The 22299-nt window shown below is 60.0% G+C and carries 22 protein-coding genes and 1 other annotated feature (1 of these 23 only partly in view); of the genes, 12 read left to right on the top strand and 10 right to left on the bottom strand.

What is annotated here, in order from left to right; genetic code table 11:
* Window positions 1–138: 138 nt before the first annotated feature.
* The 5 genes from ACMKFF_RS07150 to ACMKFF_RS07170 form a co-directional block, all read right to left on the bottom strand.
* A complete protein-coding gene (locus ACMKFF_RS07150; RefSeq protein WP_349134725.1) occupies window positions 139–1140 on the bottom strand; it encodes a GGGtGRT protein in 1002 nt (333 codons plus the stop codon).
* A gap of 15 nt (window positions 1141–1155) precedes the next feature.
* Entirely contained in the window at window positions 1156–1848 is a 693-nt protein-coding gene (locus ACMKFF_RS07155) for an iron-sulfur cluster assembly scaffold protein (RefSeq protein WP_349134724.1), read from the bottom strand.
* A gap of 270 nt (window positions 1849–2118) precedes the next feature.
* Window positions 2119–3309, bottom strand: a complete 1191-nt coding sequence (locus ACMKFF_RS07160) for a phosphodiester glycosidase family protein (RefSeq protein WP_419496510.1) — start codon at window positions 3307–3309, stop codon at window positions 2119–2121.
* A 297-nt stretch (window positions 3310–3606) separates the two neighbouring features.
* Entirely contained in the window at window positions 3607–4659 is a 1053-nt protein-coding gene (locus ACMKFF_RS07165; protein WP_419496511.1) for an aldo/keto reductase, read from the bottom strand.
* Window positions 4656–7289: an NYN domain-containing protein gene (locus ACMKFF_RS07170; RefSeq protein ID WP_419496512.1), complete on the bottom strand. Its 2634-nt coding sequence runs from the start codon at window positions 7287–7289 to the stop codon at window positions 4656–4658. The genes ACMKFF_RS07165 and ACMKFF_RS07170 overlap by 4 nt, the downstream gene beginning before the upstream one ends.
* 162 nt (window positions 7290–7451) lie before the next feature.
* On the opposite strand from ACMKFF_RS07170, the gene ACMKFF_RS07175 reads away from it, so the two are divergent.
* Window positions 7452–8537 carry a hypothetical protein gene (locus ACMKFF_RS07175; RefSeq protein WP_367927143.1) on the top strand — a complete coding sequence of 362 codons (1086 nt, stop codon included), beginning with the start codon at window positions 7452–7454 and terminating at the stop codon, window positions 8535–8537.
* A 174-nt stretch (window positions 8538–8711) separates the two neighbouring features.
* Here ACMKFF_RS07175 and ACMKFF_RS07180 read toward each other — a convergent pair whose 3' ends face one another.
* Window positions 8712–9122 (bottom strand): GerW family sporulation protein, encoded by a 411-nt coding sequence (locus ACMKFF_RS07180; protein WP_419496513.1) that lies wholly within the window; start codon window positions 9120–9122, stop codon window positions 8712–8714.
* Between the two features lie 15 nt (window positions 9123–9137).
* Entirely contained in the window at window positions 9138–9731 is a 594-nt protein-coding gene (locus tag ACMKFF_RS07185) for a DUF2953 domain-containing protein (protein ID WP_419496514.1), read from the bottom strand.
* A gap of 122 nt (window positions 9732–9853) precedes the next feature.
* Here ACMKFF_RS07185 and ACMKFF_RS07190 point away from each other — a divergent pair, with 122 nt between their 5' ends.
* From ACMKFF_RS07190 to ACMKFF_RS07235, 10 genes are all read left to right on the top strand, one after another.
* On the top strand, window positions 9854–10048 hold the full coding sequence (locus ACMKFF_RS07190; RefSeq protein ID WP_419496515.1) for a hypothetical protein: 195 nt from the start codon (window positions 9854–9856) through the stop codon (window positions 10046–10048).
* 125 nt (window positions 10049–10173) lie between these two features.
* A complete protein-coding gene (locus ACMKFF_RS07195) occupies window positions 10174–10413 on the top strand; it encodes a ribosomal L7Ae/L30e/S12e/Gadd45 family protein (protein ID WP_349134716.1) in 240 nt (79 codons plus the stop codon).
* A gap of 86 nt (window positions 10414–10499) precedes the next feature.
* Entirely contained in the window at window positions 10500–10922 is a 423-nt protein-coding gene (gene rpsL / locus ACMKFF_RS07200) for a 30S ribosomal protein S12 (protein WP_419496516.1), read from the top strand.
* Window positions 10923–11061: 139 nt separating this feature from the next.
* The gene (gene rpsG / locus ACMKFF_RS07205; RefSeq protein WP_349134714.1) at window positions 11062–11532 is read left to right on the top strand and encodes a 30S ribosomal protein S7; all 471 of its coding nucleotides are present in this window, start codon (window positions 11062–11064) and stop codon (window positions 11530–11532) included.
* Between the two features lie 21 nt (window positions 11533–11553).
* A complete protein-coding gene (gene fusA, locus ACMKFF_RS07210) occupies window positions 11554–13632 on the top strand; it encodes an elongation factor G (RefSeq protein ID WP_418467860.1) in 2079 nt (692 codons plus the stop codon).
* Between the two features lie 93 nt (window positions 13633–13725).
* Window positions 13726–14931 carry an elongation factor Tu gene (gene tuf / locus ACMKFF_RS07215; protein ID WP_419496517.1) on the top strand — a complete coding sequence of 402 codons (1206 nt, stop codon included), beginning with the start codon at window positions 13726–13728 and terminating at the stop codon, window positions 14929–14931.
* A gap of 330 nt (window positions 14932–15261) precedes the next feature.
* On the top strand, window positions 15262–16047 hold the full coding sequence (locus ACMKFF_RS07220) for a ZIP family metal transporter (RefSeq protein WP_419496518.1): 786 nt from the start codon (window positions 15262–15264) through the stop codon (window positions 16045–16047).
* Window positions 16048–16176: 129 nt separating this feature from the next.
* Window positions 16177–17892, top strand: coding sequence for a leucine-rich repeat domain-containing protein (locus ACMKFF_RS07225; protein ID WP_419496519.1), 1716 nt, complete (start codon window positions 16177–16179; stop codon window positions 17890–17892).
* A gap of 149 nt (window positions 17893–18041) precedes the next feature.
* Window positions 18042–18545: a hypothetical protein gene (locus tag ACMKFF_RS07230; protein ID WP_419496520.1), complete on the top strand. Its 504-nt coding sequence runs from the start codon at window positions 18042–18044 to the stop codon at window positions 18543–18545.
* 203 nt (window positions 18546–18748) lie between these two features.
* Window positions 18749–18838, top strand: a complete 90-nt coding sequence (locus ACMKFF_RS07235; RefSeq protein ID WP_419496526.1) for a hypothetical protein — start codon at window positions 18749–18751, stop codon at window positions 18836–18838.
* A 220-nt stretch (window positions 18839–19058) separates the two neighbouring features.
* On the opposite strand, the gene ACMKFF_RS07240 is transcribed toward ACMKFF_RS07235, so the two are convergent.
* A complete protein-coding gene (locus tag ACMKFF_RS07240; RefSeq protein ID WP_419496521.1) occupies window positions 19059–20423 on the bottom strand; it encodes an MATE family efflux transporter in 1365 nt (454 codons plus the stop codon).
* A 188-nt stretch (window positions 20424–20611) separates the two neighbouring features.
* Between ACMKFF_RS07240 and ACMKFF_RS07245 the strand changes: the two genes are divergently transcribed.
* The gene (locus ACMKFF_RS07245; RefSeq protein WP_419496522.1) at window positions 20612–21025 is read left to right on the top strand and encodes a hypothetical protein; all 414 of its coding nucleotides are present in this window, start codon (window positions 20612–20614) and stop codon (window positions 21023–21025) included.
* A 309-nt stretch (window positions 21026–21334) separates the two neighbouring features.
* On the opposite strand, the gene rplL is transcribed toward ACMKFF_RS07245, so the two are convergent.
* Both rplL and rplJ read right to left on the bottom strand, forming a co-directional pair.
* A complete protein-coding gene (gene rplL, locus ACMKFF_RS07250) occupies window positions 21335–21706 on the bottom strand; it encodes a 50S ribosomal protein L7/L12 (RefSeq protein WP_417323996.1) in 372 nt (123 codons plus the stop codon).
* A 40-nt stretch (window positions 21707–21746) separates the two neighbouring features.
* Window positions 21747–22280, bottom strand: coding sequence for a 50S ribosomal protein L10 (rplJ, locus tag ACMKFF_RS07255; RefSeq protein WP_367927153.1), 534 nt, complete (start codon window positions 22278–22280; stop codon window positions 21747–21749).
* Window positions 22281–22288: 8 nt separating this feature from the next.
* Window positions 22289–22299: a sequence feature (ribosomal protein L10 leader region), on the bottom strand; it runs 122 nt beyond the window's last position.

Here is a 22299-nt window from a genome sequence, read left to right on the forward strand (position 1 = left end):
GATAAAAAGCTTTAAAAGCTTTTTATAGCGCCGAGGGCGCGTCAGATTCTGCATGAGACGGCGCAGCGTGCGTCAGCACGATGCGAGTGTGCGTAGCACACGGGATTCCTGATGAAATGTTTTAATCAGGAATCAGTATTACTTCTTGAGAGCCTCTTCGACAGCAACCGCGACGGCGACGGTAGCACCGACCATGGGGTTGTTGCCCATGCCCAGGAAGCCCATCATCTCGACGTGAGCCGGGACGGAGGAGGAGCCTGCAAACTGTGCATCGGAATGCATGCGGCCCATGGTATCGGTCATGCCGTAGGAAGCGGGACCGGCGGCCATGTTATCCGGATGCAGCGTACGGCCCGTGCCGCCGCCGGAAGCGACGGAGAAGTACTTCTTGCCCTGCTCGATGCACTCCTTCTTGTAGGTGCCTGCGACCGGGTGCTGGAAGCGGGTCGGGTTCGTGGAATTGCCGGTGATGGAGACATCGACACCCTCGTGATGCATGATGGCAACGCCCTCGCGGACATCGTCAGCACCGTAGCAGCGGACATCGGCGCGCTCACCCTCGGAGTAGCGGATCTCGTTGACGATCTTCAGCTCGCCGGTGTAGTAGTCGAACTTCGTCTGCACATAGGTGAAGCCGTTGATGCGGGAGATGATCTGAGCGGCATCCTTGCCGAGGCCGTTCAGAATGACGCGCAGCGGGGTCTTGCGTGCCTTGTTGGCGTTGCGGACGATGCCGATGGCGCCTTCGGCGGCGGCAAAGGACTCATGACCGGCCAGGAACGCGAAGCACTTGGACTCCTCGCTCAGCAGCATGGCGCCGAGGTTGCCGTGGCCAAGGCCGACCTTGCGGTCTTCGGCGACGGAGCCGTCAATGCAGAAGGACTGCAGGCCTTCGCCGATCTTCTTGGCGGCTTCGGCGGCGGTGGTGACACCGGACTTCAGCGCGATGGCTGCGCCGACGGTGTAAGCCCAGCAGGCGTTCTCGAAGCAGATGGGCTGGATGCCCTTGACGATCTCATACGGATCGAAGCCCTTCGCCTTGCACAGCTCGCGGCACTCCTCGACGGAGCCGATGCCATACTGCGCAAGAACGCCGTTGATCTTGTCGATTCTTCTTTCGTAACTTTCAAACAAAGCCATGGTGCGCTCCTCCTCTTATTCCTGACGCGGGTCGATGTACTTCGCGGCGTTGTCGAACTGGCCGTAGTGACCCTTGGCCTTCTCCATTGCCGTGGCGGGCTCATCACCCTTCTTGATGAAGTCCATCATCTTGCCGAGGTTGATGAATTCGTAGCCGACGATCTCGTCGAGCTTGTTGAGCGCGACGCGGGTGACATAGCCCTCGGCCATCTCCAGATAGCGCGGGCCCTTCGCCTTCGTGGCGAACATCGTGCCGACCTGGCTGCGCAGGCCCTTGCCGAGGTCTTCCATGGAAGCGCCGACGGACAGGCCGTTCTCGGAGAACGCGCTCTGGGTGCGGCCGTAGACGATCTGCAGGAACAGCTCACGCATGGCGGTGTTGATGGCGTCGCAGACGAGGTCGGTGTTCAGAGCTTCGAGGATGGTCTTGCCGATGAGGATCTCAGAAGCCATGGCGGCGGAATGCGTCATGCCGGAGCAGCCGATGGTTTCGACGAGAGCTTCCTCGATGACGCCGTTCTTCACGTTGAGGGTGAGCTTGCAGGCGCCCTGCTGCGGCGCGCACCAGCCGACACCATGCGTAAAGCCGGAAATGTCGCTGATCTCCTTCGCCTGGACCCACTTGCCTTCCTCAGGAATGGGCGCCGGGCCATGGTATGCACCCTTTGCAACCGGGCACATATGCTGTACTTCAGTCGTGTAAATCATTGCAAAAATCCTTTCCATTGTTTGCTTGCGTCTGCGGGCAGGCGCAAAAAAAATGACGATTTTCCCACCGGGCAGCGGGAAGTCCGCAGCAAAACGCAACTCGCGGATTCTAACCGTATTATACCGATATTCTTGCGGAATGTCAACGTGGATTTCGACAGGCTTCCGGACAAAATGCCGCCATGCGGCACGGTTTCCCCGGACAAATTCCACAAAAGCCGAAAAAACTGCTGCATGCGCGGGGCATGCAGCAGAATGGGACCCAAAATATTATTGGCCTGCGCCATCGCCGCCGTAGAGCCAGGCGTTCGGCAGCATGCGGGACGTGATGCTGGTGTTGGAGCACTTCGTCACATACTCGCCGTCGTACCACAGAACGGCGCTCGTGCCGCCGTCCAGATTCAGGGCCTGATAGGCCTTGTGGCGCATGAGGATGTCGGTGCAGGTCTCAATCGTCGTGCCGTAGGAGCGGGTCGGCATGCGGCCCTCGATGACGAGCATGAGGATCTCCTTCTTTTCGGACTGACCGATGCAGGCGCGCGGCTGGATGCCGTTGAAGGCCTCGTAGTTCTCCACGGCGGGTTCGCCGTCCACAACGAGGGCGGGCCAGAATTCCACGGCGTCCGTCGTGTCGGCTGCGACCGGTGCGGAGGCGTCCGTGACGTAGAGCAGGTTGCTCTCGCGCAGCTCGACGCGCTTGTAGCCGGTGACGACATAGTGCTCGCCGTAGCTCTCACCCTGCGACATGGCATAGCCCGCGAGCTCACCGCCGGAGCCGTTGCCGTCTGGATCGATGAAGCCGCTGCCCGTCATGCCGAGCACGGCGTCGTGCGCTGAGGCGATGGCCTCGAGCTGCTGGCCCCAGCTGCCGATATAGGCGGAAGGCGCGTTATACAGCTGCGAAGGGTCCTTGGCGATGGCGAGCACACCCTGATAGCCGCTGCCCTCCACGCGGACGAGCAGGATCTTGTTCTTTGCGTCGACGGCGAGCACCCGCTCGCCCATGGCGGTGTAGATATCGGTGCCGTCGTCATTCAGACCGGCTTCATTGATATAGATGTTGTCCCAGCCGTTGGCAGTCACATCGGGATGGGCGCTGACGTAGTCCTCAAACGAAATGCGGTCCAGCTCCCAGAACAGCTCATAGAAGCGCTCCTCGTCCGTCTGGGACGTCGGCTCCGTCGGGGCGACGGTCTCACCGTTCTTGTCTGTGGCATCCGAGGCGGAGATCTTGTCCCAGGTACTGATCTTGCCCTCCTGATCCTTGCGGGCCTGATCCTGACGGGCTACGACCTCGTCGATCATATAGGAAGGCAGGAACCATTTGGCAAGCCACTGGTGGGAGAGCGTGTTCATGGCGGTCTCAATATAGGCCTCACGGAGCGATTTGATCGCCGGGATATCCGTGAAGACCACAAAGCAGTAAAGACCCTCCAGTGCCAGGACGATCGTCAGCAGCACGGCGGCCACACGCAGACCACGGTTCGGTTTTTTCGCCTTTTTCCGGCGTTTCTGCGCCTGCTCGGAAGGATCCGGTTCGTATTGCCGATCGCGGGGATCGGTCTCGTTGCGTTTGATGGCGCATTCCTCCTTTTGGACATTTTTCCTACATTCTAGCACATCCGGCATGCGGAGTAAATATGGGAAGTTTTGCGGTTTTGTGAATTTTTCGATGTCTCCGCGCCGATGTACAACGATTTGACGGGAAAACGGCCGAAATGTTCGGCATGCCGCCACCAAATTTTCGGGGCTGCCGGTTTATTTCTGTGCGGGGCGGAGATAGGAGTCCGTGCTGACCTCTCCCGCCAGAATGCGGCGGTAGTCCGCCAGATTGCGCTTGAGCAGATTGGGCGTGTCCAGCTCATAGGGACAGCGGCTCTTGCACTGGCCACAGCCGAGGCAGTGCTCGATCTTCTCCATTTCGGCCTGCATGGCGGGGGCCAGCCAGCTCTCGGACGGCGCGCGGCGGATCATCAGGGAGATGCGCGCGCACTGGTTGATCTGGATCCCGGCCGGGCAGGGCAGGCAGTAGCCGCAGCCGCGGCAGAATTCGCCGGTCAGCTCTCCGCGCTCCTTCTCGATAAAGCTGCGCAGCTCCGGCGTCAGCGAGGCGGGAGTCCGGAAGAAGCCGAGCCACTGCTCCAGCTCCTCCGGGCGCTGGATGCCCCAGATGGGAAGCACGTTGTCATACTGCGCGATGTAGGCAAAGGCGGCGCCGGCGTTCGTGACGAGGCCGCCTGCCAGCGCTTTCATGGCGATCAGGCCCATGTTCGCTTTGCGGCAGCTCTCGGCCAGCGCGGCCTCGCGCGGCGTAGAGAGATAGCTGAAGGGATATTGCAGCGTTTCATAGAGACCGGAGGCGATGATATCCTCTGCAACGCCGATCTTATGCGCCGTGATGCCGATATGGCGGATCTTGCCCTGCGCCTTTGCCTCGAGCATGGCCTCGTACATGCCGGTGCCGTCACCGGGACGGTAGCACTGACCGGCCATGTGGAATTGGTAGATATCGATGTAGTCGCGCTGCAGCAGGCGCAGGGACGTTTCCAGATCGGCCCGGAGGGCCTCGGGCGTCTTGGCGGCGGTCTTTGTGGCGACATACAGGCCGTCCCAGTGCCCGCCGAAGGCAAGACCGAGCTTTTCCTCGCTGTCCGTATAGGCGCGGGCCGTGTCGAAGAAGCGCATGCCGCCCTCGCGGGCGCGGCGGAGCAGGCGGACGGCCTCGTCCGCGCTCACGCGCTGGATGGGAAGCGCGCCAAAGGCGTTCTGCGGAACGGTGATGCCGGTCGTGCCGAGTGTGATCTGTTTCATATCGGTTCCTCCTTGTCGGGATTTGATTTTGGATCGAGGGCGCGCAGCGGGCTTTCCTGCCCGGCCGCGTGGCGGGCCTCCTCGCGCAGACGGCGCAGAACGGCGGCGATCTCGCCGTTTGTCCGCTCGAGCTCGCGCTCCAGCTCTGCGGCGGAGACGCGCAGCACGCCGCTGCGCAGGGCGGAGAGCTGGATGAGCGCGTCGGACGTCGCTACGCGGACGGCGTAGTTTTTGCCGATCTTGCCGACGAGCGTTTCGATATAGAGGTCGGCGCTCTCATCCTCCTGCGTGTAGACGACGCGCAGATTATTGTGGCTGCTGCGGGAGCCGGTGCCGCCCCTGACGCGGTAGCTGTCGAACACGACGATGAGTTCGCAGGGGTGGAAGCCGCAGTAATTGCTCAGAAGATCCAGGAGGCGCTCGCGCGCGCCGCTGAGATCATATCCCGCCTGCTCACGCAGCCCGTCCCACGCAAAGATCATGTTGTAGCCGTCTACGATGAGGTATTCTTTCCGGCGGGGCGGCAGGGTGACGGCTGCCTCGGCCTTGGCGGCGGGCGGCCGGTACAGCGGCGTCTTCTGCGGGCCGAATTCCCGCTCGATGATGCGCTGCAGCTCCTTTTCGTCCAGATCGAGGTTCTGTGTGCGGACGCGCGGCGCAGCGGCGGGCACGGCTGCGGGCTTCGGCCGCAGGACAGATTCAAGGTGCATGTTCTCCTCGACCTGATCCCACGGGATGGTGATGCCCGCACCGTGGGAGCAGAAAACGGAATCCGGCGTATTTTCAAGGTCGGCCGCCGGATCATAGGCCAGCGCAGCCACGACGGCTTCGGTGTTATGGCAGGGAAAATAGCCTGCGACCTCGCAGCTCAGCCGCCCGCGGCCGCGGGTATAGGCGGCCACATCCCGCGCGTAGTCGCGAAGCTCGGAGACGGGCGCGCGGCCCTGCAGCAGCGTGCCGCCCGGCGCTTCGACCGGAGGATCAAAGCTGCCGCTCTTTGCGCGGATGTCAGAAATGGCCCGGCCGATCTGCTCGGGCGGAACGGTCAGGCGGAAGGCGTAATACGGCTCAAGCAGGATGCTCTCGGCCTTCATCAGGCCCTGCCGCACGGCGCGGTAGGTCGCCTGCCGGAAGTCGCCGCCCTCCGTGTGCTTCAGATGGGCGCGCCCGGCGGCCAGCGTGATGCGCAGGTCCGTGACGGGGGAGCCGGTCAGCACACCGAGGTGCTGCTTTTCCTGCAGATGCGTCAGGATGAGGCGCTGCCAGTTCCGGTCCAGCACGTCCTCGCTGCAGACGGTGTCGAATACGAGGCCGCTGCCCTGCGGCAGGGGAGCGAGGATCAGGTGGACTTCGGCATAATGCCGCAGCGGCTCAAAATGGCCGACGCCTTCGACGGGGGCGGCGATGGTCTCGCGGTAGGAGATGCGGCCGGTGTCGAACGTGACGTCCCAGCCGAAGCGCATGCGGATGAGGCTCTGCAGGATTTCCAGCTGCACCGCGCCCATGAGCTGCACGCGAATTTCGCGCAGGCGGGCATCCCAGACCATGCGCAGCTGCGGCTCCTCCTCCTCGAGCAGGCGGAGCTTCGGCAGCGCCAGCTGCGGGTCGAGGTCGGCGGGCAGACGGATGCAGTAGCTCATCACGGGCTCCAGCGCCGCGCCGCGGTCCGGGGCGGCATCGCCGAGCGTATCTCCGGCCAGCAGGCCGCTCAGGCCGAGCGCGGCGCAGACGTCTCCGGCCGGGACCTGCTGCACGGCTTCAAATTCCGCGCCGGAATACAGGCGCAGCTGTGTGACCTTCGCCTCCAGCGGCTCGCCGTCCGGGCGATGGCAGCGCACGGCGGAGCGGACGGAAAGCGTGCCGCCCGAGACCTTCAGAAACGTCAGGCGATTGCCCTGCGGATCGTGGGCGATCTGATAGACGCGGGCCGAAAGCTCCGCGGGATAGACAGGCACGGGCGCAAGATGCTCCAGCGCCCGCAGCAGCTCGTCGATGCCGTCAAGCTGCCGCGCCGAGCCGAACAGGCAGGGAAACAGCTCCCGCTTTGCCACTGCGTCGGCGGCAAGGGCGTCATCCAATGCGCCGGTGTTCAGAAAGTGCTCCAGCAGGGCTTCGGAGCTGAGGGCGACGGACTCGACGTCGTCCAGCGCGGCACAGTGGTCGCTGAGCGCGGTGCGCGCATCGGCCAGCAGGGCGGCGCGGTCTGCGCCGGGCAGATCCATTTTATTGAAGAACAGAACAACGGGCACGCCGTAGTGCTGCAGCAGCCGCCAGAGCGTCAGCGTGTGGCCCTGCACGCCGTCCGTGCCGCTGACGAGCAGCAGCGCGCAGTCGATGACGGGCATGACGCGCTCGGCCTCCGGCGCAAAATCGGCATGGCCCGGCGTGTCGAGCAGGGTGACGGCGAGACGCTCCGTTTCAAAGCGCGCCTGCTTGGAAAAAATCGTGATGCCGCGCGCCCGCTCCAGCTCGTGCGTGTCGAGATGGGCGTCGCCGTGATCGACGCGGCCGAGCGTGCGCAGTGCGCCGGTCTTGTAGAGCAGCGCCTCGGAAAGCGTGGTCTTCCCGGCGTCCACCTGAGCAAAAATGCCGAGCACGAGCCGCCGCTTTCCACCCTTTTGCGCCTCCATGCGCAGCACCTCCCTGTTTTTGTCGAATCATTTCAAATTAGTATACCACAGGAAGCTGGACTTCGCAACTGCCCGCGATTTGCCCTCTTGAAACCTGCCGCGGAATCCGGTATACTATGCTCATCCAAGCAACAAATTACTAATACCAAGGGGGACAAGACCATGTTCCAGCTCAGACCTTATTTTCCGCCTGATTTTTCCGAGCAGCGCTTCCAGAACGCGCCGGATGCCGTCTGCGTGCCCGCCCCGTTTGACGGCGTTGCGCCGGAGCATTACCACGCCATGAGCATTTTCCCCGAGTATTTCAAGGTGAACGGCCAGTGGCTCCTTGCAGAGGAAAGCCGCATGGACTGCGTTGCCGTGTATGAAAACGGCCGCATTATCGTCCGCGAGTTCCGCCTGCTGCGCAAGGGCGATCTGGTGTTCACCGGCCGGACCGAGGATGCCACGGACGGCATCTATGTGCACCCGAACGGCTTCCGCGAGGAGGAGAAGGAAAAGGAGACGTTTGCCTTCCGCCAGAACCGCTCGCGTGAGACGGCCTTCTCCCGCGATTATGACGAGCTGTATGACCTGCTGCGCCACGAGCGTGACCACGGCAAGATCGTCTGGGTTATGGGCCCGGCCTTCGCCTTTGACCATGACGCCCGCGCGGCCATGGCCAAGCTGATCGAAAACGGCTATGTTCACGCCATTCTGGCGGGCAACGCGCTGGCCACGCACGATCTGGAGGCTGCCTACCTTAAGACGGCGCTCGGGCAGGACATCTACACGCAGCGCTCCGTGCCGAACGGCCACTATCATCATCTTGACACCATCAACCGCGTGCGCTATCACGGCAGCATCGCGAATTTCATCCAAAACGAGAACATCCACGACGGCATCATCTACAGCTGCGAAAAGTGCGGCGTTCCCTATGTGCTCGGCGGCTCCATCCGCGATGACGGCCCGCTGCCTCCGGTCTACGGCGACGTCTATGCGGCGCAGAACGCCATGCGCGACCAGATCCGCAGCGCAACGACCGTCATCAGCATGGCGACGATGCTCCACACCATCGCCACGGGCAACATGACGCCCTCGTTCCGCGTTCTGCCGGACGGCACGGTGCGGCAGGTGTATTTCTACTGCGTCGACGTGTCGGAATTCGTGGTGAACAAGCTGGCCGACCGCGGCAGCCTGTCCGCCCGCGGCATCGTGACGAATGTGCAGGACTTCGTTGTGAATTTACAAAAGGGCCTCAACCTCTAAAAAACAGAAAAACATGGGCGGCATCTGCCGCCCACAATATTATCCGAAGACTATCAAATTTGTCATTGCGAGGCCCCGTAAGGGGCCGTGGCAATCTCGGGAAGGCACCGGCAACTTTGCGCTGGCAGCAGAATATTCGGTCAGGGCGGGAATTCGCGTTCCTGCGCTGCTGCTTTATTTTTTCTTCTTCCCGGCCTTTGCCGGAAGCGCTTCTTCGGCCTTGGCCGCCTTCTTTTCCGCGGCGGCCTGCCGGACCTTTTCGGCCAGCGGGGCAAGCTGCGCCAGCAGCGATTTTTCTTCCTTTGCGGGCTGCTCGAGCGTCAGCACCTGCACCTCCTGCCCACACACGGCCAGGAAGGCGACCGGCGTCTTTGCCAGCCTCGCGCCGCTGCCTGCCGCAGCGGCGTCATTGCGCGTGCGTGCGGGCAGATCACTCCCGCCGCCTGCAAAGCCGCAGGAGATGCTGCTGACGGGAATGAGCGTGACGTCGCCGACGTGCAGCGGTTCGCCCGCAACGGACTGCGAATCCGCAAGGGCCTGCGTGCGGTCTGCAGTGAATTCCAATACTTTCAGAAGCTCTTTCATGACGCTCCTCCTTATTTATAAGGTATTGCGGACATTCTCCGCCAGCAGATGGAAGAAGGCCCGCACGATGAGAATGGCGCGAAGCGAGAATTTTGCGGAAAATTCGACGTTCGTCTGCGGCTCCTCCGTGCAGGTCACGGCGATGTCCGGCCTGCGAAAGCGGATGGCGGACTGCAGCAGCCCGAGCACGGGATACAGCGCCGCGCACACCATGCCGTAGTCCAGCGCCGCATCGGCGGGATCGTCCGCGCCGACGGCGATATGCAGGGAAAAGCGGCGGAACGTGCCGCGGTGCAGCAGCCAGAACACGCGCCCGAGCAGGGTGCGCAGCACAGCGCCGAGCTCACACAGCGTGGCGGCAACACCCTTGGCCGAGACGGCGCTGCGCGCGTTGGCCGTGCTGCTGACATCACGCAGACCGAGCAGCGTGAAGACCTGCTCCATAAGCTTTTCGTTCGGCTCGCTGTCCGGGCGGATGGTCAGGAACGCATAGCGGGCGTAGAACGAAAACCCCGCCTCCGGCGTAAAGGCAAGATAGATATGCAGCGGAAGCAGCAGGAGCAGCGCAAGGAATGCACACAGCCCCAGCAGGATCCAGAGTGCCAGCATGGCGCGCCTCCTGTCTGTCGATGCTTTTTTCAGATCCTCTGATCTGGTTTTATTATAATGCAGCCACCCGGTTTTTACAAGCGGGAATCGAAAACGGCTGCGCGGGAAAGGAGAAAAATCGGATGGAACAGTGCTTTTCCGGCTACTGCCGCGCGCTCGATGCGTCGCGCGTCGTGATGGCCGACACGGACGACGGTGCCGCGGACTGCGATTTCCCGGCGTGCCTCCATGCGCCGGTGTGCAAAATTGCCGCGGAATTGCACGAGTTTTTGGGCGAAATGGTGGAAGAGCCCGCGGAACAGACGGGAGAAAAGTGATTTTTCTCCGGACTTCAGAAAAAATTCCGGCAAAACGTGCAAAAAAGATTGACTATTTCGCTTCATTCTGCTATAATTCATGATTGCGTGAGCATGCAAACCGAGCAATCCGGAGGTGTAAAACGGTGCTCGAAGAACTCAACTATGCAGCGCGGATCGTCGGAGTCAAGCAGCTCCGCCGGGCACTTGCCGACGGCAGAGTGCGCAAGGTCTTCCTTGCGGACGATGCGGATCCCGCGCTGACTGACCCCATCCGCGAGGCATGCACGCTCGCCGGTATCCCGGTCGAGACGGCTGCGTCCGCCCGTCAGCTCGGGCAGGCCTGCGGCATTTCCGTGGCGGCTACCGCTGCCGGGGTCATCTGATCTCGTTATCTGCGGAATATTTCCAGATATTCCGGGATAAGATAAACGCTGCAAAGCAGCAGATTTTTGCAAGAAAGGAGAACATCATGCCTACTTTTAATCAGCTGGTCAGAAAGGGCAGAGAGCAGGCGACCTACAAGTCCACCGCACCTGCACTGCAGAAGGGCCTCAACACCCTGAAGAACCGTGCCACCGACCTGTCTTCTCCCCAGAAGAGAGGCGTCTGCACCGCAGTCAGAACCACCACCCCGAAGAAGCCGAACTCCGCTCTGCGTAAGATCGCGCGTGTCCGCCTGACGAACGGCTACGAAGTGTCCGCTTATATCCCCGGTGTCGGCCACAACCTGCAGGAGCACTCCGTCGTTCTGATCCGCGGCGGCCGTGTCAGGGACCTCCCCGGCGTGCGTTACCACATCATCCGCGGTACGCTCGATACCCAGGGTGTGAATGGCCGTATGCAGGCCCGTTCCAAGTACGGTCAGAAGCGTCCGAAGGCCAAGAAGAAGTAATCCCCCGTGCCGCAAGGCATCCTGCCTTGCCATGATGTTCTTGAAAATACGTTTTTGGGAATCTCTGGCACGGCACCAACAGTAGCAAGGGCTATTGAAGTACCTATGAAATCATTTTTTTATGAAGGAGGGAAGCGAAGTGCCCAGAAGAGGTAATGTTCCCAAGAGAGAGGTCCTTCCGGATCCTGTCTATAATTCCACTCTGGTGACTAAGCTCGTCAACAGCGTCATGCTCGACGGCAAGAAGGGCGTTGCCCAGCGCGTCGTCTATGACGCATTCCAGATCGTCGAGACCAAGACCGGCAAGAACGGTCTGGACGCTTTCCAGCAGGCAATGGAAAACATCATGCCTTCCCTGGAAATCAAGTCCCGCCGCGTGGGCGGCGCAACCTATCAGGTTCCTCTGGAGGTTCGCCCGGAGCGCCGTCAGACGCTCGGCCTGCGCTGGCTGACTGCTTATTCCCGCAAGCGCAGCGAGAAGACCATGAAAGAGCGCCTCGCCGGCGAGATCATGGACGCCTGCAACAACACCGGCGCCTCTGTGAAGAAGCGCGAAGATACCCACAAGATGGCAGAAGCGAACAAGGCATTCTCCCATTTCCGCTGGTAAACAAATCAAAGGAGTTACCCAATGCCGAGAAAATACTCGCTTGAGAATACAAGAAATATTGGTATCATGGCGCACATCGACGCCGGCAAAACCACCACGACCGAGCGTATCCTGTTCTACACCGGCCGCACCTACAAGATCGGTGAGACCCACGAGGGCACGGCTACCATGGACTGGATGGAGCAGGAGCAGGAGCGCGGCATCACCATCACGTCCGCTGCAACGACCTGCTTCTGGCGTCACTGCCGCATCAACATCATCGACACCCCGGGCCACGTTGACTTCACGGTTGAGGTCGAGCGTTCCCTGCGCGTGCTCGACGGTGCTGTGACGGTCCTGTGCGCAAAGGGCGGCGTGGAGCCCCAGACGGAGACCGTCTGGCGTCAGGCCGACAAGTATCATGTCCCGCGCATGGTGTATATCAATAAGATGGACATCATGGGTGCGAATTTCTACAATGTTCTCAACATGATGCATGAACGGCTGAAGTGTAACGCCGTCCCCATTCAGCTCCCCATCGGTGCGGAGTCCGATTTCCGCGGCGTGGTCGACCTGATCCGCATGAAGGCCTATGTCTTCTACGATGAGCTGGGCAAGGATGTCCGCGAGGAGGAGATCCCCGAGGATCTGGTCGAGCTTGCACAGGAATACCACGAGAAGCTGCTCGATTCCGTCTCCGATCAGGACGACGCCATCATGGAGCTCTATCTCAGCGGCGAGGAAGTGCCCGAGGACATGATCCGCGCTGCCATCCGCAAGGCGACCATCGCCGTGCAGATGGTGCCCGTGACCTGCGGCACCTCCTATAAGAACAAGGGTGTTCAGGAGCTTCTCGACGCCATCGTCGACTTCATGCCGTCTCCCCTCGACAAGAAGGGCATCGCCGGTGTGAACCCGAAGACCGACGAAGAGGACTTCCGCCCGGCGGACGACAACGCACCGTTTTCCGCTCTGGCCTTCAAGATCGCGACCGACCCGTATGTCGGCAAGCTGTGCTTCTTCCGCGTTTATTCCGGCAGCCTCGACAAGGGCTCGACCGTTCTGAACTCCACGAAGGGCACCCGCGAGCGCCTGGGCCGCATCCTGCAGATGCACGCCAATCACCGCGAGGATATCGACACGGTCTATGCCGGCGATATCGCCGCCGCCGTCGGTGTGAAGAACACCACGACCGGCGACACGTTCTGCGATGAGAAGCATCCGATCATCCTCGAGTCCATGGAATTCCCCGAGCCCGTTATCCGCGTGGCCATCGAGCCGAAGACCAAGGCCGGTCAGGAGAAGATGGGCATCGCCCTGATGAAGCTGGCCGAGGAGGACCCGACGTTTAAGACCTACACCGACGAAGAGACGGGTCAGACCATCATCGCCGGTATGGGCGAGCTGCATCTGGAGATCATCGTCGATCGCCTGCTGCGCGAGTTCAAGGTCGAGGCCAATGTCGGCGCACCGCAGGTCGCTTACAAGGAGACCGTGAAGGGCAAGGCAGACGTCGATATGAAGTATGCCCGTCAGTCCGGCGGTAAGGGCCAGTACGGTCACGTCAAGATCAAGCTCGAGCCGAACGAGTCCGGCAAGGGCTATGAGTTCATCAATGCCATTGTCGGCGGCGCCATCCCGAAGGAATACATTCCCGCGGTCGACGCCGGTATCCAGGGCGCGATGCAGGCCGGTGTTCTGGCAGGCTATCCCGTCGTGGACGTTAAGGTCACGCTGTATGACGGCTCCTACCATGAGGTCGACTCCTCCGAGATGGCCTTTAAGATTGCCGGTTCCATGGCCTTCAAGGAGGCCTGCCGCAAGGCGCAGCCGGTTATCCTCGAGCCGATCATGAAGGTCAGCGTTATCGTGCCGGAAGAGTATATGGGCGATGTTATCGGCGATATCTCTGCCCGCCGCGGCAACATCCTCGGCATGATCCCGAGAAACGGCTCCACGCAGGTGGACGCCAACGTGCCTCTGTCGCAGATGTTCGGCTATGCAACCGATCTCCGCAGCCGCACGCAGGGCCGTGGACAGTATTCCATGGAGCCGAGCCACTACGTCGAACTGCCGAAGTCCATTCAGCAGGAAATCGTAGAAAAACGCAGCTCCAAGTAAAAAATGCTTGCTATTGCACACCTTTTGGTGTATAGTGTAAGTAAGCGAATATAAAGTTTTTACCATTTACGAATCAAACAGGAGGATTTTTCAATGGCAAAGCAGAAATTTGAAAGAACTAAGCCTCATGTTAACATCGGCACCATCGGCCATGTTGACCACGGCAAGACCACGCTGACCGCCGCCATCACCAAGTGGCTGTCCCTCCAGGGCAAGGCTCAGTTCGAGGCCTATGATTCCATCGATAAGGCTCCGGAAGAGAAGGCTCGTGGTATCACAATCAACACCGCTCACGTTGAGTACGAGACCGAGAAGCGTCACTATGCTCACGTCGACTGCCCGGGCCACGCCGACTATATCAAGAACATGATCACCGGCGCTGCTCAGATGGACGGCGCTATCCTGGTTATCGCTGCTTCCGACGGCCCCATGGCCCAGACGAAGGAGCACCTGCTGTTGGCCCGTCAGGTCGGCGTTCCCGCTATCGTTGTTTACCTGAACAAGTGCGATCAGGTCGATGACGAGGAGCTGCTCGAGCTCGTCGAGATGGAAGTCCGCGAGACCCTGTCTTACTACGAGTTCCCGGGCGACGATGTCCCCATCATCAAGGGCTCCGCTCTGCAGGCTCTGACCTGCGAGAGCAACGACCCCAACGACCCCGCCTATGCCTCCATCAAGGAGCTCATGGACGCAGTTGACAACTATATCCCGACCCCGGACCGCAAGGCTGACATGCCCTTCCTGATGCCGGTCGAGGACGTCTTCACCATCTCCGGCCGCGGCACCGTTGCCACCGGTCGTGTCGAGCGTGGTATCGTCAAGAAGAACGAGCCGGTCGAGATCGTTGGCCTGATGGAAGAGAAGAAGTCCACCGTCGTCACCGATATCGAAATGTTCCACAAGCTGCTGGACTACGCAGAAGCCGGCGACAACATCGGCGCTCTGCTCCGCGGCGTTGACAAGAAGAGCATCGAGCGTGGCCAGGTCCTCTGCAAGCCGGGCTCCATCCATCCGCACACCAAGTTCCGTGGCCAGGTCTACGTCCTGTCCAAGGAAGAAGGCGGCCGTCATACCCCGTTCTTCAACAACTATCGTCCGCAGTTCTATTTCCGTACCACCGACGTCACCGGCATCATCAGCCTCCCCGAGGGTGTTGAGATGTGCATGCCTGGTGACAACATCGACATGGATGTCGAGCTGATCACCCCGATCGCTATCGAGAAGGGCCTCCGCTTCGCTATCCGTGAAGGCGGTCGTACCGTCGGTTCCGGCGTCGTCATCGAGACTGCTGAGAACTAATTCCTGCATATCGCATCTTGAGCCGCTGAGGGAAACCTCAGCGGCTCAGTTTGTCCGATCATGCCTCGCAGAGTTCGCCGCCCGCAGGCGGCGAAGGAAGTGAGATCATTTTCTCCGGCGGCATGTACGTCGGAGAAAATACCGCCCAGTCCGCCAGTGTGCGGATCGCCTGCTCCCGGCGGACGATCCGTGCGCGCAGCGGACTGCGAGCTCTTTGCCGGAAAGCCCAATGGGCTTTTCGGCAGCGCGCCGCTGAGGGAAACCTCAGCGGCTCTTTTCGCATGCACGCAATTCCGCCCTCACTGCATACAATGAAACGGGAGGTGGAATATGGAAAATCCGATCGTTTGGGCACTGATCGCGACGCTTGGAACGTGGGCCGTGACGGCCGCCGGCGCGGCGACGGTGTTCCTGTTCCGCAGGCCGTCGCCGGAGGCAATGAACCGCATGCTGGGCTTCTCGGCCGGAGTCATGATCGCGGCGAGCTTCTGGTCCCTGCTGCAGCCCGCCATTGCCCGCGCGGCAGAGCAGGACGGCCTGCCGCCGTGGCTCGTTGCCACACTGGGCTTTTTGCTTGGAGCCGTCTTCCTCTGGGCCTCTGACTGCGTGGTCACAAGGGCCAGCAGAAGACCGGGGCGGGGAAGCGGGACGAATCATGTCGTTCTCCTTATCCTCGCGATCACGCTGCACAATATCCCGGAAGGGCTGGCCGTCGGCGTGGCCTTCGGGGCGCTGCAGCGCGGCGCGTCGCCGGAGGCGGTCATGGGTGCAGTCAGCATTGCATTCGGCATCGGCCTGCAGAATTTTCCGGAGGGCGCTGCGGTCTCTGTGCCGCTTCGGCGCGAGGGCGCGGGGCGGCTTCGCAGCTTTCTGCTCGGGCAGGCCTCGGGGCTGGTCGAGCCGGTCGCTGGCGTGCTGGGTGCATTGCTCGTCGGCACCGTCGAGGCGATCCTGCCCTATGCGCTTGCCTTTGCGGCGGGCGCGATGATTCTTGTGGCCGTCCATGAGCTGATCCCGGAATGTCAGCGCAACCGCGAGGCGCGCCCCTACACAGCCACGATGGGCATTGTGGCCGGATTTGCGATCATGATGCTGCTGGATGTCGCCTTGGGGTGATTTGCAAGCTTTTCCGGGGAAATAGCGGCGCGTTCCGTCATCCTCCCCGGAAAACCGCGATTTCCGTTGACTTCCGCCGCGTGGGGAAGTATAATAAACGCGTATAACTTCCGATTGGAGACATTGCGTATGAAGAAAGCCCTGATCCTGCTGGTTGTGCTCGTGCTACTGGCCGGACTTCTCTTTGGATTGTATCATTTCCTTTGGACGGCGGATAATTTTGCGGCGCTCGGAGAGAAGGCCATGAAGAGCGGCAACTATGCCCGCGCGGTTGACCGCTATACGACGGCCGTCTCGCTTGCGCCGGACAATGTGGACTATGTGCTGGCGCTTGCGGATGCCTGCCTGGCTGACGGCAGCTACACGCGCGCGGAGCGCACGCTTGTGGAAGCCATCCGCACGGCCCCCTCGGAGCAGCTCTACCGCCGCCTGAGCGCGACCTATGTGGCGCAGGACAAGCTGCTTGATGCCCAGCAGATGCTCGACAGTATCACGGACCCGGCCATTCGCGCCTCGTTGGAGGCGGCCCGCCCGGCAGCCCCAGCACTGACGCCGGACGGCGGCGAATTCTCGGATTATATCACGGTCTCGGTCTCTGCGCCGAGCGGAACGGTCTATGTATCCGTGACGGAGCAGTACCCCTCGACGGCGGACGCGCCCTATGCTGAGCCGATCGCCCTCCCCGCAGGCTCCACGCATGTTTCCGCCATTGCCGTCAGCGATGACGGGCTTGTCAGCCCGCTGACGGAGGCCGACTATCTGATCGTCGGTGTTGTGGAGGAGGTCACGTTTACGGACAGCGCCTTTGAGCAGTATGTGCGAGACCTTATTCTCAAGCCGTCGCCGTCCGTCATCTACACGAGCGACCTGTGGGCAGTGACGGAGTTCGTCATGCCGGAGGAGGTCACGGATTTCTCGGACCTGCATTACTTCACGGGCCTGCACAGCCTGACGATCCACAACGGTATGTTTGACGACTATACCTTCCTGATGGTGATGCCGTATCTCGAGAAGCTGGACCTCTCCGGCTCCCTTGTCTCGGCACAGACGCTCGAATATATCGGCACGCTGACCGACCTGTACGATCTGAACCTCAGCGGTTGCGGCCTTTCGAACATCGTGGCGCTCTCCGGCGCGAAGGCAATGGAGCACCTCGACCTGTCCGATAACAGCATCTCCAACATCGGCGCGCTCTCCAACTACAGCGGCCTGAAGACGGCGGACCTGTCCCGCAATGCCATCACGGCGATTGATGCGCTGGACGGCCTGACGAAGCTCACGGCGCTCGACCTTTCGGAGAATGACATCACGAGCGTGTCTGCCTTGGCAAAGTGTACGGAGATGACGGAACTGGAACTTGCCAGCAACCGCATCACGAGCGTCGCGCCGCTGTCAGGCATGCGCGCCCTGACGAAGCTGGATCTTTCGAAAAACGCCCTGACGGACGTCTCCGGCCTCGGCTCGTGCCTGCAGCTTACAGAGCTGCGCCTCTCGGACAACCAGCTCGAGAATGTCGACAGTGCGGCCTCGCTCGTGAACCTGACATACCTTGACATGAGCCACAATCTCGTCAAGGAGCTGCCGCCGTTTACGGAGACGTGCCGGCTGCAGCAGTTCTACGGTTCCTATAACCAGCTTTCCGATATCAGCGGCCTTGCCGGCCTGCCGGAGCTGAATTATGTGGATGTGGATTACAACACCGACATCACGGACATCGAGTGCCTGAAGGCCTGCCAGAACCTCGTGCAGGTCAACGCATTCGGCACGAAGATCACGCATGTGACGGAGCTGTCCGACATGGGTGTTGTGGTCTATTGGGACCCGACCTCCACGATTGCCGGATAAGAACAAATGCCTCGCTGCGAAGGGGCGGTGTCTGTAAAACAGTTAATCGGCACAGCGATTGGGTTCGCTGTGCCGATCGCTGTACTTTTAGGAAATTTTTGTAGAATATATCATACAATATATCAGAATTTGGTAATAGGAGACAGCAAATGATTATTTGGATTAGCGGACCATATGGTGTGGGCAAAACCACGCTAGCGGAAGCTATGGCGGCAAAAATGGATAATGCTCTGGTTTTTGATGCGGAAGAAGTGGGCAATGCAGTTCGGGGAAATTATCCCGGCTGTCCCTATGGTTACATATTTGAGGACTACCCCTTGTGGGGTGAATTCTGCTATCTGCTTCTGAAAGACATTCACGAGAAGTTCCATATGGATATTCTTGTTCCTATGACACTATTGCGTATGGAATCCTATAGTATTATCGGCAAGCTGAAACAGGACGGTATCGACACTCGGCTTGTGGTACTGGAAGCATCCTGGCAGACCGTCCATGACCGCATTCTGGCCCGTGGCGAGGAAGAAGGATGCTGGTGCATGGAGAATATCGAACTGGCAAGAATTGGCTCTGCTGCTCTTCCGGGACTCCATATCCAGACGGACGAAAGAAGCATTGATAAACTGGTAGAGATAGCATTCAGCAAATTAGGCTAACCAAATTCCCTGTTTATTGAACAGTTTAAGGGCGCACTTCTATACACCCTCTGGTGTATCGTACGGTGTGCGATTTTTGTGCCGCACCAAAGCCTCCCTTGTGTAAAAGGAGGTGGCGCGGCGAAGCTGTGACGGAGGGATTGCTATGCAGTATAAACATAACAAGCAGTTGGTTTCATTAGCTAAACAACTGCGAGCTGATCATCGAATTGGATGGTTCACAGCACTATGAAGAAGTAAACATGTACAAAGATCCGGAACGTACCGCTTTTCTGGAAGGTTATGGTTTGTGAATTCTGAGGATTCCCAACAACGAGGTCAGTGGGAACTTTCGTGGTGTTTGCGAGTATATTGATGTTGCCTGCAAACAATCCCCCAGTCAGCTGTCAGGCTTTGCACAAGGGAGCCTTTCTTCAGTCGATACGTATTGCAAAAATCCGACCTATGATCGTAATCATAGGTCGGATTAACTGTTTTACGAACACCCGTCTAATGCAGCGAGGCATTTGTTTTTCAGACAGTTGCCGGTTTCGCCGGGTTCCGGAATACTTTGCGGTACAGGTAGAAAAAGTAGACCATTTCGGCCCCGGCTGTCAGCGTCCAAGACACCGGATAGAGCAGGTAGAGCGAGGCGATGGTCCCGACGGAGGCGAAGATCGTGTAGACCCAGATCACGCGGAACACGCACGAGCCAAGCACGACGATGATCGTCGGCACAACACAGCGGCCAAGGCCACGGGAGGCCGCGATAGTGCAGTCCATAAAGGCCGAGATGGCATAGGAGAAGCCCATGATGCACAGGCGGTGCATACCGGCGGCTGCGACCTCAGCCGAGTCCGTGAAGAGGGCGAGGAAGCCGCGGCCGAAGAACACAAGGCTCAGGCCGAGCACGGCGCCCGCCGCGAACGAGTAGCTGAGGCTGATCCAATAGGTCCTGCGCACGCGGTCGCGGTTGCCCGCGCCGTAGTTCTGCCCGATGAAGCTGGCACAGGCTGTGTGGAAGGCAGCCATGACGTCGTAAATAAGGCCGTCTGCGTTGGCGGCGGCGGAGTTGCCTTCGACCATCAGGGCGTCGAAGCGGTTGACGCCTGCCTGAATGAACAGGTTGGCAACGGCGAAGATGGCGTTCTGCAGACCCGCGGAGCAGCACAGTGTCAGCAGGGGGGCGAGCTTGTCACGGTGCAGTCGGATGCATTTCGGCCGGACACCGTAGGCATCCTGCGTCCGGACAAGAGCAATGAGGATCAGGATGGACGACAGGTACTGCGTCAGGATACTGGCCAGTGCGACGCCGTCGGCGCTCATGCCGCAGACGATGACGAAGAAGAGATTCAGAGCGACGTTCAGAATGCCCGCGATGAGCAGATAAAGCAGGGGGCGGCGGGTATCGCCCGCAGCGCTCAGAACGGCATTGCCAAAGTTATAGAGCGCCATGGCGGGCATGCCGAGGAAATAGATGCGCAGGTAGATCGTCGCGCCGTCGATCAGCTCTTCCTTTGTGCCGAGCAGCTTCAGCAGAGGAACGGCCGTCAGCTCGCCGAGCAGCAGGAGCACCGCGCCGAAGATGAGGCTCAGGGCAAGGGCCGTATGGACGGTGCGCTGTGTCTCCTCGCGGCTGCCTGCGCCGAGAAAGCGCGCAACAAGGGCATTGATACCGCTGCCAAGGCCAATGAGAAAGCCGGTAAACAGGGTAACGAGCGTCGCTGTGGATCCGACTGCGCCGAGTGCGATCGGGCCGGAGAAACGGCCTACGACGGCGATGTCCGACATATTGAACAGGACCTGCAGAACATTCGACAGCATCAGCGGCAGGCTGAAGGCAAGAATCTGCTTCCCGAGCCGGCCATGCGTCAGGCTGCCGGCTGCTTTCGTTTCCATGGTATCTTCTCCAGTCGTCATAAAATGGGCTGCAGCAGATCGGATGACTGCTGCAGCGGTGTAAACACAATGAGTATATCACATACGCTCTGGGCGTGCAAGAGAGTTTCGAAAAAATGTTCCTGCTTGACGAGACCGGCCGGTTCCTGTATACTAAATACGGAAAATCAGAAGAAGGAGTGCAGACTTTGGGAGAAAAGATCATTCACGGGATCCATAGATTTCTGGAGATCCTCGAGATCGTGCTGGCAGCCGTTATTGTGCTGGTGCTCGTCGCTTTGATGGGCATCGAGATCTGGGAGCTTGCGCGCGATCCGTCCACTTTTCTGGCGGAGGGCTTTCTCGATTCGTTCCTGAGCAGCATCACGTCGCTTGTCGTGGCGGTGGAATTTGTAAAAATGCTGCTGCGGCCGACCGTCGGCAACACGCTGGAGCTGCTCATCATGGCGCTGTCGCGCTATGTGGTGCTGAATCACCATGAGCCCGTCTCGTTGGCCGTCGGCATTGCGGGCGTCGTGGCGCTGTTTGCCACGCGGCGCTTCCTGAGCGGCCGCCCGGAGGGCGGAAAGGACGATCGCATCAGCTCAGAGATCGAGGAATAAACGCAGGAATCAAAACAAACGAGCAAAACGCCGCAGCACTTCGGTGCTGCGGCGTGAGCCTATCAGAAAAGCCAAAAGGGCTTTTCTGATAAGGGAATTTCAGTCCGCTGCGCGCACGAATCGTCCGCCGGAGCCGAACGATTCGCACACTGACGGACTGAGTGGTATTTTCTCCGACGTACACGCCGCCGGAGAAAATGATCTCAATTGATTCGCCGCCTGCGGGCGGCGAACTCTGCGAGGCTTATGGGAAACGCAAACGCCGCAGCACTTCGGTGCTGCGGCGTAAATTGCAGGATAGGGGATATCTTACTTGATCTCTGCGGTAGCGCCGGCTTCCTTGAGGTCGTTGACGATCTTCTCGGCATCTTCCTTGGAAACGGCTTCCTTCAGGGTCTTCGGGCAGTTGTCGACGATCTCCTTGGCTTCCTTCAGGCCCAGGCCGGTCAGAGCACGGACGACCTTGATGACAGCGATCTTGTTCGCGCCGCATTCCTTCAGGACGACGTCGAACTCGGTCTTCTCTTCAGCGGCCTCAGCAGCACCGGCAGCGGGAGCAGCAACAGCGGCAGCGGCAGCGGAGACACCGAAGGTCTCTTCGAGAGCATGGACAAGCTCAGACAGCTCGAGGACGGACAGACCCTTAACTTCTTCGATCAGGGCAGCGATTTTCTCAGACATTATAAAATCCTCCTAATTAGTGTAATAGATGAATGATGGATCAGGCTTCTGCGGGAGCTTCTTCCGCAGGAGCGGGGCCTTCCTTCTGCTGGCGGATCTGGTCAAGGCAGAATGCCAGAGCGGAGATCGGAGCCAGGAAGGTGCCGAGAACCTGGGCGATGAGAGCGTCCTTGCTGGGAAGCTCGCCGAAGCCCTGAAGCTGCTCGACAGACAGGACGGAGCCTTCAACGAAGCCGCCCTTGATTTTCAGAACGTTCTTGTTCTTCTTGGCAAACTCGCAGACGATACGAGCCGGGGCAATGGGGTCACCCGTGGTGGTGGCGAGGGAAGTAGTGCCGTTGAGCATCTCGTCGAAATGGTTATAGCCGGCCTTGTTGGCGGCAAAACGGGTCAGAGTGTTCTTAACAACGGTGTATTCCACGCCGGCTTCACGGAACTTGTTGCGAAGCTCGGTATCCTGTGCGACAGTGATGCCCTTGTAGTCCACGAACACGGCAGCGGTGGAACCCTGCAGCTTCGTAGCCAGTGCATCGACGATTGCCTTCTTGCTTTCAAGTACCTTGGAATTGGGCAATGTGTGTCACCTCCGAAAA

It is taken from the genome of Faecousia sp. (assembly GCF_048519415.1).
Classification (GTDB): Bacteria; Bacillota; Clostridia; order Oscillospirales; family Oscillospiraceae; genus JAZOXB01.